This is a genomic window from Lederbergia galactosidilytica, from assembly GCF_017873565.1.
In the GTDB taxonomy this organism is placed as follows: domain Bacteria; phylum Bacillota; class Bacilli; order Bacillales; family Bacillaceae_C; genus Lederbergia; species Lederbergia galactosidilytica.
The window spans coordinates 1-14,057 of sequence record NZ_JAGGKH010000020.1; the positions used below are offsets into that span (position 1 = coordinate 1).

Here is a 14,057-nt window from a genome sequence, read left to right on the forward strand (position 1 = left end):
TACTTAAGTTATTGAACCGCCGTATACGAGAACCGTATGTACGGTGGTGTGAGAGGTCGGCTAATCAATTAATGATTAGCCTCCTACTCGATTTTAAATAAAGTGGAGATTAAGGGGGATTGAGGATGAAGGAGCAATATTTTCTGCAAAGAGTAAGAGCCAAAACACCTTTAGTGCATTGCATCACCAATATTGTTGTAGCTAATTTTCAGGCGAATGGATTATTAGCTTTGGGAGCATCTCCAGTTATGGCTGATGCAGTAGAGGAAGCTGCTGAAATAGCTGCAGCAGCGAATTGTACGGTCTTAAATATAGGGACATTAAATAAAGAAACAATTGAGGCAATGATAATTGCGGGAAAAAGTGCTAACGAGCATAATGTACCTGTTGTTCTTGATCCTGTAGGTGCAGGAGCGACCCAGTTTCGAAAAGCAACTGTCTTGCGAATTTTAGAAGAGGTGAAAATTTCACTTATTCGCTGTAATGCTGGTGAATTAGCGACAATTGCAGGTGTTAAATGGCATGCACGTGGTGTGGATGCTGGTGAAGGTGAGATGGATTTACAGAAAATGGCTATGGAAACAGCCAAACGTTTCAATTGCATAGTGGCTGTGACAGGTGTGACAGATATCGTGAGTGATGGAATAGAAGTAAAGGAAATCTCCGGTGGTCATCGACTCATGTCTAAAATCACAGGATCGGGTTGTTTATTAAGTGCGATTGTCGGTGCGTATCTGTCCGTATGTAGTGGAGAGAACTTTGCTGCAACGTATGAAGCTTTATCTTTCTATAAGAAAGCAGGGGAGAGGGCTGCAGAAAAATCGGAGCAACCCGGCCATTTTGCTGCATACATTTTAGATGAGCTCCATCGTGAGTGGTAATCTAGTAATCTTGAAAGGGGAAAATTCAAATGACATTTGTAGCATTAACAATTGCTGGATCTGATAGTGGTGGGGGAGCGGGAATTCAGGCAGATCTTAAGACATTTCAAGAACTTGGGGTATATGGAACTTCTGCTTTGACGGCAGTTACGGCTCAAAATACGCTTGGTGTTCACGGAGTGTATCCACTGAAAGCTTCGGAAGTGGAGAAACAAATTTGTGCAGTTATGGATGATTTTCCCGTAACAGCTATAAAGACGGGCATGTTATTCTCAGTCGACATTATTCGTAAGGTTGTTCATACATTAAAGCATTATCAAGCACAAGCTCTAATTATTGACCCGGTGATGATCGCAAAGGGAGGTGCTTCCCTTTTACAAAATGAAGCTATCCAAGCCTTGAAAGAAGAGCTTTTACCATTAGCTTCTATTATTACACCCAATATTCCTGAAGCCGAGTTACTAGCTGGAATGAAAATTACGACAGCTCACGATATTGAGCGAGCAGCCGAAATTTTATTAGAAACTGGGGTAGATGCTGTGGTAATGAAGGGAGGTCATTTAGACAATCAAGATTTTGCGGAAGATCTATTTATGTCATCAAATGGAAGAAAATTTAAATTAAGATCTGAGCGGATTCATACAAAAGATACACATGGAACTGGTTGTACTTTTTCAGCGGCTATTACGGCATCGATGGCAAAGGGAAAAAGTATGGAGGAAGCGGTTATGATTGCCAAAGATTATATTCATGTTGCTATTAAAGAAGGCTTACATCTTGGGAATGGCCATGGACCAACAAACCATTGGGCATACCAATCTTACAAAGGAAGCATAAAGGAAGTGGTTTTGCTTGATTAATAATATCCTGCGACTGTATTTCATTATGGGAAGCATGAATACGAAACAAAATGATCCTATAGAAGTATTAGAATTAGCCTTACAAGGGGGAATCACTTGCTTTCAATTTCGGGAAAAAGGCGTAGCATCGAAACAAGGGCAGGAAAAGTTTCTGTTCGCTGAAAAATGTATGAAGCTCTGTCGAACATACAAAGTACCCTTTATTGTAAATGATGATGTTGATTTAGCGCTAGCTCTTAATGCGGATGGAGTTCATATTGGCCAAGATGACGAAATCGCATCACAAGTGCGAGAGAAAATAGGCAAAGATAAAATCTTAGGTGTTTCCGTACATAATGAGGAAGAAGCTTTTTTAGCGCAGAAGGCTGGTGCTGATTATGTTGGAGTTGGACCTGTCTATGCAACTTCATCCAAAGAGGATGCAAGAACTCCGGCTGGAACGAAGGTAATGGAACAAGTTGCATTCCAATATCCTTATCTACCGATAGTGGGGATTGGCGGTCTCACAAAAGAAAATCTAGCACCAGTGTTTAAGGCTGGAGGTGCTGGTGTTGCTTTAATTTCAGCGATTGCTTCAGCGGAAAATCCACAACATCAAGCAAGGCAATTACGAGCAAAGATTGACCGTATTTTGGAAAGGGAGAGTCCACTAAGTGAACACCCGTAAAATGATTGTGATGACAATGTTTGTAGCAATTGCTGTTGCTGGATCAATTTTCATCTCATTTCCTACTGGAATTGCACGGGCTTATCCGATTCAACATGCAGTCAATGTTGTGGCTGCTGTTACTCTAGGTCCAGCCGGAGCTGCTATCGTAGCCTTTTTAACAGCGCTGATCCGGATTCTAACGGGTACAGGTTCTTTACTAGCTTTTCCAGGTGGGATAATCGGTGCTTGTCTTGCAGGCCTACTGTATAAAAAATTTGGAAAGATTTGGCTAGCTGGGATGGGAGAATTAGTTGGCACTGGATTAATCGCTTCTCTCTTAGCTGTCCCCTATGCAAAAATTTTAATGGGAACAACAACAACAGCTTTCTTTTTCTTTCCCTCTTTCTTTATTTCTAGTGGCAGTGGAATGTTGATTGGCATTATTTTAGCTGCACGTTTGCAAAGAAATGGTGTTATAAAAAGAATCAACCAGCTCTTGGTATAATATAAAACCTATTCCTAATAAAGATTATGGGATAGGTTTTCTTCATGCTTTAGAATGTTTCCTCTCGAAACGGGTAAATGTATATAGATAGGTATGGGGAATGACAATGTTATAATGAGAGCAAATCTTAGATGGAGGTAAGTTATGCTTCAAAATGGGTTTATCATGGTCATCATTATTTTAGTCATAAATATCGTATATGTTTCTTTTTTTACAATTAGAATGATTTTAACTTTAAAAGGCTATCGTTATATGGCTGCGTTGATCAGCATGGTTGAAGTTGTTATTTATGTTGTTGGTTTAGGTTTAGTATTGGATAATTTAAATGAAATTCAAAATCTGATTGCTTATGCAGTCGGCTATGGGCTTGGGGTGTTAGTCGGAACAAAGATAGAGGAGAAAATGGCACTCGGTTATATTACAGTCAATGTAATCACAAAAGAATATGACCGTGATTTACCAAAACAATTACGGGACGCAGGTTATGGTGTAACAAGTTGGGCAGCACAAGGGCTGGAAGGAGACCGAATGGCTCTACAAGTATTGACACCACGTAAAATGGAATTAAAATTATATCAAACGATAAAAGAGTTAGATTCAAAGGCTTTTATCATTGCATACGAACCGAAAACAATTTATGGTGGATTTTGGGTAAAAGCAGTAAGGAAAGGTAGATTACATCGATGAAGAAGGATTTCGAAGTATTGGAAAATGAGAGTATTGAAGAATGTTTGCAAAGAATGGAAAAAGAGGGCTATACCCCTATTAAAAGAAGCGAAAAGCCGATTTTTAAGGAAGAAAAACGTAATGGAAAAGTTGAATATGTTCCGCATTTAAGAAAAATTGTTTTTAAAGGAGTAAAGACTAAGTAAAACACGAACGATAAATAAAGTTAATTATAAAATGTTCGATTTTAGTTTGACATTCTCTTCTTGGATTTGTTAAGATGAACTTAACAAGAAAGGCCTCATATATAATGGGGATATGGCCCATAAGTTTCTACCTGATCACCGTAAATGATCAGACTATGAGGAAGTGGAACTTGGGGAGAATATACATATCTTTTTACTCCCGGATAGTCTGCTTTCTATCATAGAATGCGGACTATCCTATTTGTATTTCAAGGGAAAAATTTCGTTCTACACGCTTATCGAGTAAAGCGTCACATCAGGCGGTGCTAGTACGTACTGTACAGTCCTTTAGAAAAAGATGGAGGGATCAACATGGATGTGAAGATAGGAATTGTGATGGGAAGTACATCTGATTGGGAAACAATGAAACATGCTTGTACAGTCTTAGATGAGATCGGTATCCCCTATGAAAAGAGAGTTGTTTCGGCACATAGAACACCTGATTATATGTTTGAATATGCGGAAACAGCGATTGAAAGAGGGATAAAGGTGATCATTGCGGGTGCGGGTGGAGCAGCACATCTGCCAGGAATGCTCGCAGCGAAAACGGTATTACCAGTTATTGGAGTGCCGGTAGAATCCAAAGCTTTAAAAGGAATGGATTCTCTACTATCGATTGTGCAAATGCCTGGAGGAGTACCAGTTGCAACAGTTGCGATTGGAAAAGCAGGGGCAATCAATGCCGGCCTGTTGGCAGCACAAATTTTAGGGGCTGAATGTGAAACAATTCAACAGCGTCTAATTGAAAGAAGAGAAACTTTAAAAGAAAAAGTTTTAGAAAGCAGTGATCAGCTTGTCTAGTTCATTTATTAAACCAGGGCAGACCATTGGAATTATCGGTGGTGGTCAATTAGGAAGAATGATGGCATTATCAGCGAAAGAAGCTGGTTTTAAAGTAATTGTTCTAGAACCCTCTAAACAATCGCCTGCCGGTCAAGTAGCAGATGAAGAGATTGTAGCATCCTATCATGATCGAAATGCTTTATCCGAACTCGCGCGAAAAAGTGATGTCATTACTTATGAATTTGAAAATATTGATTATCAATCTTTAAAATGGCTTTCCGAGAAAGCATATATTCCGCAAGGAGCAGAATTAATTAAAATTACTCAAGATCGAATTTTAGAGAAGCAGGCTTTAACAGAAGCAGGAGTAAATGTCGCTCCTTATCTCGTTATCCGCGAGAGGATAGATCTTGAACAAGGGATTCAAACGATCGGCTATCCAGCCGTTCTAAAAACAGCCCGTGGTGGCTATGATGGCAAAGGCCAATTCGTTATAAAAACAAAAGAAGAAATAGAAAAAGCAGCAGAATTACTAGAACATGGGCCATGTGTGTTGGAGGCATGGGTTCCCTTTGAAAAAGAAATCTCAGTTGTAATAACAAAAGGAGTAACGAATGAGCTGACATGTTTTCCAATAGGGGAGAACCTTCATATTCAAAATATTCTCCATAAGACCATTGCACCGGCAAGAATTTCTGGAGAGATTGAAGAAAAGGTTCATCAAATGGCAAAGCAAATTGCTGATCACCTAGATTTGGTTGGAACATTAGCCGTTGAATTATTTTTAACGGATAAACAAGACATCTTTGTGAATGAGTTAGCACCAAGACCGCATAATTCTGGGCATTATACGATTGAAGCTTGCAATATTTCTCAATTTGGTCAGCATATAAGAGCGATTTGTGGTTGGCCTTTACAGAAAATTCAACTGCTGTGTCCAGCGATTATGATTAATATTTTAGGGCAACATGTTCAACCACTTATAGAAGAAATCCCTAAAAGATCAAGTTGGTCAGTCCATTTGTATGGAAAAGAAGAAGCAAAACTTAATCGGAAAATGGGCCATATAACAGTGTTAACAGATAATATCAAAGAGACCAGCCAAGAGCTAAAATCGACAAACATATGGTCAGAAGCGGATGAGAGAGAAACTCTATTGCAAACAAGCGGAAAAATGATCTAGCGCTAACTGGTCAAAAAACCAAACATTTCGAATTTCCATTGATGAAAATAGATTCATATTCTTCCAAATAAAAGGAGAGATTTAAAATGGCTTATAAAGTAAAAGTATTTGTCACTCTGAAAGAAAGTGTTATCGATCCTCAAGGAGCTGCAGCAACAAAGGCAATCCAAAAAATGGGATATACCTCTATAAAAGAAGTAAGGGTAGGAAAATTGATTGAATTACAAGTGGAAGAAATAGATGGAGATCTTTCTGCGACAATAGATGATATTTGTAAAAAGCTCCTTGTAAACCAAGAAGTGGAAGACTATAGTTTTGAAATCGAGGAGGTTGCAGCTCAGTGAAAGTTGCTATCGTTGTTTTTCCAGGAACAAGCTGTGGAGAGGAAATGTATACTGTCTGTTCTAATCAGTTGAAATTAGAAGCAGTTTACGTCCGTGAAAATGAAGCGAATTTAGATGATTATGATGCCATTTTGCTTCCAGGTGGTGCCTCATACGGGGATGCGATACGACCAGGAGCGATTGCTGCCCTACAGCCTGTAATGAGTGCGATAAAGAGAACGGTAGAGGCAGGTAAACCAGTGCTTGGTATAGGGAATGGCTTCCAGATTCTCACAGAAGCGGGATTACTACCAGGTGTTTTATTAAAAAATGACCGACTGAAATTTAAATGTGTACCTATGAAACTAGTTGTTCAGAATAATGAAACTTTATGGTCAAAGAATTATGAGCAAAATGAAAAGATATCTATCCCAATCGCTCATGGATATGGCCGTTATCATTGTGATTCAGAAACATTACAATCATTAAAAGACAATCGTCAAATCATTTTTACCTACGCTGAGGAAAATCCAAATGGTAGTACAGAGTCCATTGCAGGTATTTCCAACCAAGCTGGTAATGTTGTTGGGATGATGCCACACCCCGAGCGAGCAGTAGAGGAAATCTTAGGTAGTGTAGATGGAATCAAACTGTTCCAAGCGCTGAAAATAAAAGCATAAGCGTAAGGGATGATCAAGAAATCTTCTGAGGTCTCTTTCGCCATCCCTTAATGAAAGCAAATTGCAAAGTGGGCAAATTAGCTAAGGTTAGACGATACGAATCATCTTGTAATTCAGAGCAATAACAATGTTAAATGGGAGGCAATCACATGACGCATGAACCAACACCAGCACAAATTAAAGAAAAGCAAATTTATCGTGAAATGGGTATGACTGATGAAGAGTTTGTTTTAGCGGAAAAAATGTTAGGACGAACGCCAAACTATACAGAAACAGGTTTGTTTTCTGTGATGTGGTCTGAACATTGTAGTTATAAAAATTCAAAAGCAATTTTAAAAACATTCCCAACTGAAGGTGCTCAAGTTTTACAGGGGCCTGGAGAAGGAGCTGGGATTGTAGATATAGGTGATAACCAAGCAGTCGTGTTCAAAATTGAAAGTCATAATTCCCCTTCCGCGGTTGAGCCTTATGAAGGAGCAGCCACGGGTGTTGGGGGAATTATACGTGACGTGTTTTCCATGGGAGCTAAACCGATTGCATCGTTAAATTCCTTAAGATTTGGTGAGTTGGATTCTCCGAGAGTTCGGTACTTGCTTGAAAAAGCAGTAGAAGGAATTGGTGATTATGGAAATAAGCTTGGAGTTCCTACAGTAGGGGGAGAAATCCAATTTGATTCCGCCTATGAGGCGAATCCGCTTGTGAATGCCATGGTCGTTGGGCTAATTGATCATCAAGATATGCAAAAAGGGCAAGCGAAGGGTGTCGGAAATACAGTTATGTATGCCGGATCCCCAACAGGACGAGATGGAATTCATGGGGCTACCTTTTCATCTTCCGAATTGGCAGAGGATGCGGATGAACAAGAACGAGCAGCTGTACAAGCGGGAGATCCATTTACCGAAAAACTTCTTATGGACGCTTGCTTGGAACTAGTGAAATCCGATGCCTTGATTGGCATCCAAGATATGGGAGCGGCTGGACTTACAAGCTCTGCAGCCGAAATGGCCAGTAAAGCGGGATCGGGTTTAGAAATGAATCTAGATCTTGTTCCACAAAGAGAAGCCAATATGACACCGTATGAAATGATGTTATCCGAGTCACAAGAACGAATGCTCCTTGTTGTTAAAAAGGGCAGAGAACAAGAAGTAATAGATCTTTTTGTTCGTCATGATTTAGAAGCGGTAGCTTGTGGAGTTGTAACAGATGATAAAATGTTCCGTTTGTTCCATCAGGGAAAAGTGGTGGCAGAGGTTCCGGCAGACGCGTTGGCAGAAGATGCTCCTGTGTACCACAAGCCATCTAAGGAACCAGAATATTTCCGTGAATTTCAAGTAATGTCTCCTGAGATTCCAGAAGTATCAGATTATACCGAAACACTTAAAAGCTTATTACAGCAGCCAACCATTGCTAGTAAGGAATGGGTCTATAGTCAATTTGATCAACAGGTTGGTAATCAAACAATTGTCAAGCCAGGCTCAGATGCCGCTGTTGTTCGCATTAAAAATACACAAAAGGCCATTGCGATTACAACAGATTGTAATGCACGATATATTTATTTGGATCCAGAAACAGGTGGAAAAATTGCTGTAGCTGAAGCAGCTAGAAATGTTGTTTGCTCTGGTGCGGAGCCATTAGCTATTACAGATGGATTAAATTTTGGTAGTCCTGAAAAACCGGAAATTTATTGGCAACTTGAAAAATCAGCAGCAGGTATTCGCGAAGCTTGTCTTGCTTTAAATAGCCCCGTGATCAGTGGGAATGTCTCTTTATTCAATGAAAAAGGTGGAAAAGCGATTTATCCAACACCGATTATTGGAATGGTCGGCCTAATAAAGGACTTGGCGCATGTGACAACACAAAGCTTTCAATCCGCTGGTGATCTGATTTATATAATTGGTGAGACAAAGGAAGAGTTTGGTGGAAGTGAATTACAAAAGCTTGTACACGGGGAATTTTTCGGGAAAGCGCCTGAAATCGATCTAATCGTAGAAGTGAAAAGACAGAAACAGTTATTAACGGCCATTCGCAGCGGAAAAGTTGCTTCCGCTCATGATATTTCAGAAGGTGGAGCAGCAGTAGCTATTGCTGAATCCCTGTTTGGGACTAATTTGGGAGCAGAGGTGGAGCTAGCTGGTCATCCTGTTGCCGCTCTTTTCTCAGAAACACAATCACGTTTCATTGTTTCTGTCAAAGCGGCAGATCAGACAGCATTTGAGGAGATTGTCGAAGATGCTAAATTGATTGGAAAAGTCAAAGACCAACCTGAGTTTGTAGTTCAACTTGATAAGCAACCATTGATTCAAACAGAAGTGAAAATATTGGAAGATGCCTGGAGAGGAGCTATTCCATGTTTGCTGACATCAAAGGATTAAATGAAGAATGTGGTGTTTTTGGAATTTGGGGACATCCGGACGCCGTTCAAATCACGTATTATGGATTGCACAGTCTTCAACATCGAGGACAAGAAGGAGCAGGAATTGTAGCGACAGATGGAAACAGCCTAAAAGGAATTCGTGGAGAAGGACTAGTAAATGATGTCTTCAATAAATCGAATCTTGCCAGTTTGCCAGGACAGAATGCAATTGGCCATGTAAAATATGGAGGAGCAGATAAAGGAGGACTGGAAAACGTCCAACCCCTTCTCTTTCATTCTTCGAGTGGAAGTCTTGCCTTGGCGCAAAATGGCAATTTGATAAATGCACTTGACTTAAAACATCAATTAGAAATGCAAGGAAGCATTTTCCAATCTACTTCAGATACGGAAGTACTTGCCCATTTAATTAAACGTAGTGGCTATTTAGCAACAAAGGATAAAGTGAAAAATGCTCTTTCAATGGTAAAAGGTGCTTATGCTTTAGCCCTTTTAACAGAGGAGGAGCTCATTATTGCGCTTGATCCAAATGGGCTAAGACCATTGTCGATCGGACGAATAGGTGACGCCTACTGTGTTTCATCAGAAACCTGTGCCTTTGATTTAATTGGAGCGGAATTTGTCCGGGATGTAGAACCAGGTGAATTAATCATTATCAATGATGAAGGACTTTATAGTGAACCTTTTTCCTTGTCCACTTCTAGTGCGATGTGTTCAATGGAGTATGTTTATTTTTCAAGACCAGATAGTGATATCCAGGGAATTAACATTCATACAGCAAGAAAAAATCTAGGGAAAGTATTAGCTAAAGAGGTTAATATTGATGCCGATGTGGTAACTGGTGTTCCAGATTCCAGTATCTCAGCTGCAATCGGCTTTGCAGAAACAACCGGCATTCCCTATGAAATTGGCTTAATTAAAAACCGCTATGTTGGCAGAACCTTCATAAAACCTTCTCAAGAACTCCGGGAACAAGGGGTCAAGATGAAACTTTCTCCTGTCCGAAAGGTTGTAGAGGGAAAGAGGGTTGTCATGGTTGATGATTCAATTGTTCGCGGGACAACAAGTAAACGGATTGTAAAAATGTTAAAAGAAGCTGGGGCGACTGAAGTGCATGTGTGTATCAGCTCCCCTCCGATGAAACACCCTTGTTTTTATGGAATTGATGTATCCTCACATGAGGAATTAATGGCATCTGCTCATAGTGTAGATGAAATGTGTGATATTATTGGCGCCGATTCTTTAACTTTCTTGAGTGTGGAAGGAATGTTGGAGGCAATTGGCCGAAAGGGATATGGCAAGAATTGTGGACAGTGTACAGCTTGTTTTACCGGGGAATATCCAACGGAAATATATCCAGACACGTTATTACCATATGAAAAAGAAATGAGCCGCTCTTAAAGTAAGGGCTTAGGAATCTTTAAATAGTGCGAAAATAAAATAAGGGGGCACATGACATGACAAATGCCTACCAGCAAGCCGGCGTAGATATTGAAGCCGGGTATGAAGCGGTTGAAAGAATGAAAAAGCATGTTCAGCGGACAAATCGATTAGGTGTGCTTGGCCAACTTGGTGGTTTTGGTGGTGTGTTTGATTTATCTCAGCTGGAACTTAAAGAACCTGTATTGGTCTCAGGCACAGATGGTGTCGGCACTAAATTAAAATTAGCATTTATGATGGATCGTCATGACACAATTGGAGTGGATTGTGTTGCGATGTGTGTGAATGATATCGTCGTACAAGGGGCAGAGCCACTTTATTTTCTCGATTATTTAGCGGTAGGAAAAAATATTCCGGAAAAAATTGAGCAAATAGTCAGTGGAATTGCTGATGGCTGTGAGCAAGCAGGTTGTGCCTTAATTGGTGGGGAAACAGCTGAAATGCCTGGTCTATACGAGGAAGAGGAATACGATTTAGCTGGCTTTGCTGTTGGAGCCTGTGAGAAATCGGCATTTATCACTGGAGATACGATTCAAGAGGGGGATGTATTAATTGGATTAGCATCCAGTGGGATTCACAGTAATGGTTATTCGCTTGTAAGGAAAATATTCTTTGATAAGCATTCCCTTCCATTAAATGCTCAATTACCCGGATTATCTCATACCTTAGAAGAAGAGTTGCTTATTCCAACTCGGATATATGTTCAATCCGTTTTAGCAGCATTAAATAAAGTTAAAATAAAAGGAATGTCTCATATAACAGGTGGAGGTTTCATTGAAAACATTCCCCGCATGCTACCTAATGGTTTGGGAGCTGTTATTCGCAATGGCTCATGGCCGATTTTACCTATCTTTCAGACATTAGAAAAATATGGTGAGCTAGATCAAGAAGAAATGTTCAATATTTTTAATATGGGAATCGGCTTTGTTGTTGCCGTGAGTGCGAAAGATGCAGATCAAGCAATAAAAACGTTTATTGAGCATGGAGAAAAGGCGTATAAAATTGGAGTTATTACAAAAGAAGAGGGTATCCAATTCGTTGATAGGGAGAGAGAAAGATGAGGAGAATTGCCATCTTCGCCTCTGGAACAGGTAGTAATTTTCAAGCGATTGTTGATGCCATACAAAAAGGAAATCTCCAAGCAACGATTGCCTTGTTAATTTGTGATAAGCCAGAAGCACCAGTGATAGAGAAAGCTCAAAAGACCAATATTCCAGTTTTTACATTTAGTCCGAAAGAATTTGCATCAAAAGCAATTTTTGAATCAATCATATGTGAACAACTTCAAGAGGCAAAAGTGGATTTTATTGTACTTGCAGGTTATATGAGATTAATAGGGCCTACCTTATTACAAGCATATCCTAATAAAATCATTAATCTTCATCCCTCCTTGCTTCCAGCCTTTCCGGGAAAAGAAGCGATCAAACAAGCGGTTCAGGCTGGTGTGAAAATAACGGGAATCACGATTCATTATGTTGATGAAGGCATGGATACAGGTCCAATTATTGCTCAAGAGGCTGTAGAAATTAGTGAAGACGATACTCTTTTCGATGTAGAAAGAAAAATTCATCAGGTCGAACATATTTTTTACCCACAAACTTTGCAAAAGTTGTGTTTGAGAGAATACGAGGAGGAATATAAGTGAAACGAGCTTTGATTAGTGTTTCCGATAAAACGGGAATTGTTGAATTTACAAAAGAACTTGTGGAGCTAGGATTTGAGGTTTTGTCTACGGGTGGAACAAAAAAGACACTAGAAGAGAATCAAGTTCCTGTCAAGGGAGTAGAGGAAATCACAGGTTTCCCAGAAATTTTAGAAGGAAGAGTGAAGACACTGCATCCTTTAATTCATGGAGGATTGCTAGCAAAAAGAGATTCAGAGGATCATATGAAACAATTGCAAGAGCAAGGAATCCAGCCAATTGATTTGGTCTGCGTTAATCTATATCCTTTTCAAAAAACGATTGAAAACCCAGAAGTAACACCAGCAGAAGCAATTGAAAATATTGATATTGGTGGCCCATCCATGCTAAGAGCAGCTGCGAAAAACCATGCTGATCTGACTGTTGTCGTCGATGCGGCGGATTATGATGCGGTTATAGAGGAATTAAAAGAGCAAGGTAATGTTTCCTCTTCACTTAAACGAAAATTGGCTGCTAAAGTTTTTCGCCATACCGCAGCTTATGATGCACTCATTGCCGAATACATGACACAATTAGCCGAGGAAGAAGAGCCAGAACGTGTCACATTTACATATGAATTAAAACAAAGCCTACGATATGGAGAAAATCCGCACCAACAGGCTGCTTTTTATCAGCATCCACTTGGGTCAAAATTTTCGATTGCCAATGCGACGCAATTACATGGTAAAGAACTTTCTTACAACAATATTCGTGATGCAGATGCTGCTTTGCAAATTGTGAAGGAGTTTACGGAGCCAGCGGCAGTGGCTGTAAAACATATGAATCCATGTGGAATCGGGATTGGAAATTCTATTTCAGAAGCATTTAAAAAGGCTTATGAAGCAGATTCTACTTCCATTTTCGGAGGAATCATTGCTTTGAATCGTGAAGTGGATCGTGAAACGGCTACAAAGCTACATGAAATATTTTTAGAAATTATCATTGCTCCCGCCTTTTCTCAAGAAGCGCTGGACGTATTACAAGCGAAAAAGAATATTCGTCTCTTAACTATTCCTTTTGATGAGGGAAACAAAGAAGAAAAGGTTTTAACTTCGGTAGAGGGAGGATTGCTCCTTCAAGATCAAGATGCCTATACATTTGCGGACGGGAATATCTCTATTCCAACAAAAAGAGAGCCTACAGCTGAAGAATTGGCAGCCCTAAAACTAGCGTGGAAGGTGGTTAAACATGTCAAATCCAATGCCATCGTCGTAGTTGGAGATGATATGACACTGGGAATTGGTGCAGGACAAATGAATCGTGTCGGTGCTGCTAAAATTGCGCTAGAACAAGCCGGAGAGCGTGCAACAGGAGCTGTGATGGGATCTGACGCCTTCTTCCCGATGGGAGATACAGTTGAAGAAGCGGCTAAAGCAGGTATTACAGCGATCATCCAGCCAGGTGGCTCCATTCGCGATGAAGACTCAATCAAAGAAGCTGACAAACACGGAATCGCCATGGTATTCACTGGAGTAAGACATTTCAAACATTAAAAGAAAAGCGGAATCGCCTGTTCAGCGACGTACAAATTTAAAGTAGGGAAGAAGAGCTAAGTTCGCGCCGTCCTGGCGGCAGACTCAAACCGCGACATCGTGTCGCTTCGTCTGCACTAGTACATCCTGTACATCGCAACGCTGTTCTGACCCGCATCCTGCGGGCCTAAACACGGCGAGGGATGAACCGATGTTGACGTATCATAGGAATTCTAAAGACGAACAATCTATACCTTTGCGGAATATATTGCCGAAGCCAATGATTGCTCTTTTCTTTGGTGAATACAATTCCGTCTC

Annotated in this window: 15 protein-coding genes and 1 riboswitch; all 15 genes read left to right on the forward strand. The window is 40.2% G+C overall.

Features of this window, described 5'->3' with window-relative positions; genetic code table 11:
• The first annotated feature begins 125 nt into the window (after positions 1-125).
• A complete protein-coding gene (gene thiM / locus J2Z23_RS17805; RefSeq protein WP_064468133.1) occupies positions 126-881 on the forward strand; it encodes a hydroxyethylthiazole kinase in 756 nt (251 codons plus the stop codon).
• 29 nt (positions 882-910) lie between these two features.
• Positions 911-1,741 (forward strand): bifunctional hydroxymethylpyrimidine kinase/phosphomethylpyrimidine kinase, encoded by an 831-nt coding sequence (thiD, locus tag J2Z23_RS17810; protein WP_128738553.1) that lies wholly within the window; start codon positions 911-913, stop codon positions 1,739-1,741.
• Positions 1,734-2,408, forward strand: a complete 675-nt coding sequence (thiE, locus tag J2Z23_RS17815; RefSeq protein ID WP_209974726.1) for a thiamine phosphate synthase — start codon at positions 1,734-1,736, stop codon at positions 2,406-2,408. Before thiD ends, thiE begins: the two co-directional genes overlap by 8 nt.
• The gene (gene thiW, locus J2Z23_RS17820; RefSeq protein ID WP_209974728.1) at positions 2,395-2,895 is read left to right on the forward strand and encodes an energy coupling factor transporter S component ThiW; all 501 of its coding nucleotides are present in this window, start codon (positions 2,395-2,397) and stop codon (positions 2,893-2,895) included. The genes thiE and thiW overlap by 14 nt, the downstream gene beginning before the upstream one ends.
• Positions 2,896-3,039: 144 nt before the next feature.
• Entirely contained in the window at positions 3,040-3,582 is a 543-nt protein-coding gene (locus tag J2Z23_RS17825; RefSeq protein WP_209974730.1) for a DUF2179 domain-containing protein, read from the forward strand.
• Entirely contained in the window at positions 3,579-3,767 is a 189-nt protein-coding gene (locus tag J2Z23_RS17830) for an NETI motif-containing protein (protein ID WP_057985362.1), read from the forward strand. Before J2Z23_RS17825 ends, J2Z23_RS17830 begins: the two co-directional genes overlap by 4 nt.
• A 75-nt stretch (positions 3,768-3,842) precedes the next feature.
• Positions 3,843-3,943: riboswitch (purine riboswitch) on the forward strand.
• 175 nt (positions 3,944-4,118) lie between these two features.
• Positions 4,119-4,607 (forward strand): 5-(carboxyamino)imidazole ribonucleotide mutase, encoded by a 489-nt coding sequence (gene purE / locus J2Z23_RS17835; protein ID WP_057985364.1) that lies wholly within the window; start codon positions 4,119-4,121, stop codon positions 4,605-4,607.
• Positions 4,594-5,772 (forward strand): 5-(carboxyamino)imidazole ribonucleotide synthase, encoded by a 1,179-nt coding sequence (gene purK / locus J2Z23_RS17840; protein WP_082881326.1) that lies wholly within the window; start codon positions 4,594-4,596, stop codon positions 5,770-5,772. The genes purE and purK overlap by 14 nt, the downstream gene beginning before the upstream one ends.
• 86 nt (positions 5,773-5,858) lie before the next feature.
• On the forward strand, positions 5,859-6,116 hold the full coding sequence (gene purS / locus J2Z23_RS17845) for a phosphoribosylformylglycinamidine synthase subunit PurS (RefSeq protein ID WP_064468137.1): 258 nt from the start codon (positions 5,859-5,861) through the stop codon (positions 6,114-6,116).
• Positions 6,113-6,775: a phosphoribosylformylglycinamidine synthase subunit PurQ gene (purQ, locus tag J2Z23_RS17850; RefSeq protein WP_209974731.1), complete on the forward strand. Its 663-nt coding sequence runs from the start codon at positions 6,113-6,115 to the stop codon at positions 6,773-6,775. The genes purS and purQ overlap by 4 nt, the downstream gene beginning before the upstream one ends.
• Positions 6,776-6,924: 149 nt before the next feature.
• Positions 6,925-9,147, forward strand: a complete 2,223-nt coding sequence (gene purL / locus J2Z23_RS17855; protein WP_209974733.1) for a phosphoribosylformylglycinamidine synthase subunit PurL — start codon at positions 6,925-6,927, stop codon at positions 9,145-9,147.
• Complete coding sequence (purF, locus tag J2Z23_RS17860) at positions 9,123-10,547, forward strand: amidophosphoribosyltransferase (RefSeq protein ID WP_057985372.1); 1,425 nt, start codon at positions 9,123-9,125, stop codon at positions 10,545-10,547. The genes purL and purF overlap by 25 nt, the downstream gene beginning before the upstream one ends.
• A 56-nt stretch (positions 10,548-10,603) precedes the next feature.
• Positions 10,604-11,647 (forward strand): phosphoribosylformylglycinamidine cyclo-ligase, encoded by a 1,044-nt coding sequence (purM, locus tag J2Z23_RS17865; protein WP_209974735.1) that lies wholly within the window; start codon positions 10,604-10,606, stop codon positions 11,645-11,647.
• The gene (gene purN, locus J2Z23_RS17870) at positions 11,644-12,231 is read left to right on the forward strand and encodes a phosphoribosylglycinamide formyltransferase (protein ID WP_057985376.1); all 588 of its coding nucleotides are present in this window, start codon (positions 11,644-11,646) and stop codon (positions 12,229-12,231) included. The genes purM and purN overlap by 4 nt, the downstream gene beginning before the upstream one ends.
• Positions 12,228-13,760: a bifunctional phosphoribosylaminoimidazolecarboxamide formyltransferase/IMP cyclohydrolase gene (gene purH, locus J2Z23_RS17875; RefSeq protein ID WP_057985378.1), complete on the forward strand. Its 1,533-nt coding sequence runs from the start codon at positions 12,228-12,230 to the stop codon at positions 13,758-13,760. Before purN ends, purH begins: the two co-directional genes overlap by 4 nt.
• Positions 13,761-14,057: the final 297 nt, after the last annotated feature.

Bases quoted from the DNA above. Each gene is read 5' to 3' on its own strand.
- purM (WP_209974735.1), top strand. From the start codon at position 10,604: ATGACAAATGCCTACCAGCAAGCCGGCGTAGATATTGAAGCCGGGTAT.
- purS (WP_064468137.1), top strand. From the start codon at position 5,859: ATGGCTTATAAAGTAAAAGTATTTGTCACTCTGAAAGAAAGTGTTATC.
- purE (WP_057985364.1), top strand. From the start codon at position 4,119: ATGGATGTGAAGATAGGAATTGTGATGGGAAGTACATCTGATTGGGAA.
- thiM (WP_064468133.1), top strand. From the start codon at position 126: ATGAAGGAGCAATATTTTCTGCAAAGAGTAAGAGCCAAAACACCTTTA.
- J2Z23_RS17830 (WP_057985362.1), top strand. From the start codon at position 3,579: ATGAAGAAGGATTTCGAAGTATTGGAAAATGAGAGTATTGAAGAATGT.
- purL (WP_209974733.1), top strand. From the start codon at position 6,925: ATGACGCATGAACCAACACCAGCACAAATTAAAGAAAAGCAAATTTAT.
- purN (WP_057985376.1), top strand. From the start codon at position 11,644: ATGAGGAGAATTGCCATCTTCGCCTCTGGAACAGGTAGTAATTTTCAA.
- J2Z23_RS17825 (WP_209974730.1), top strand. From the start codon at position 3,040: ATGCTTCAAAATGGGTTTATCATGGTCATCATTATTTTAGTCATAAAT.
- thiD (WP_128738553.1), top strand. From the start codon at position 911: ATGACATTTGTAGCATTAACAATTGCTGGATCTGATAGTGGTGGGGGA.
- purF (WP_057985372.1), top strand. From the start codon at position 9,123: ATGTTTGCTGACATCAAAGGATTAAATGAAGAATGTGGTGTTTTTGGA.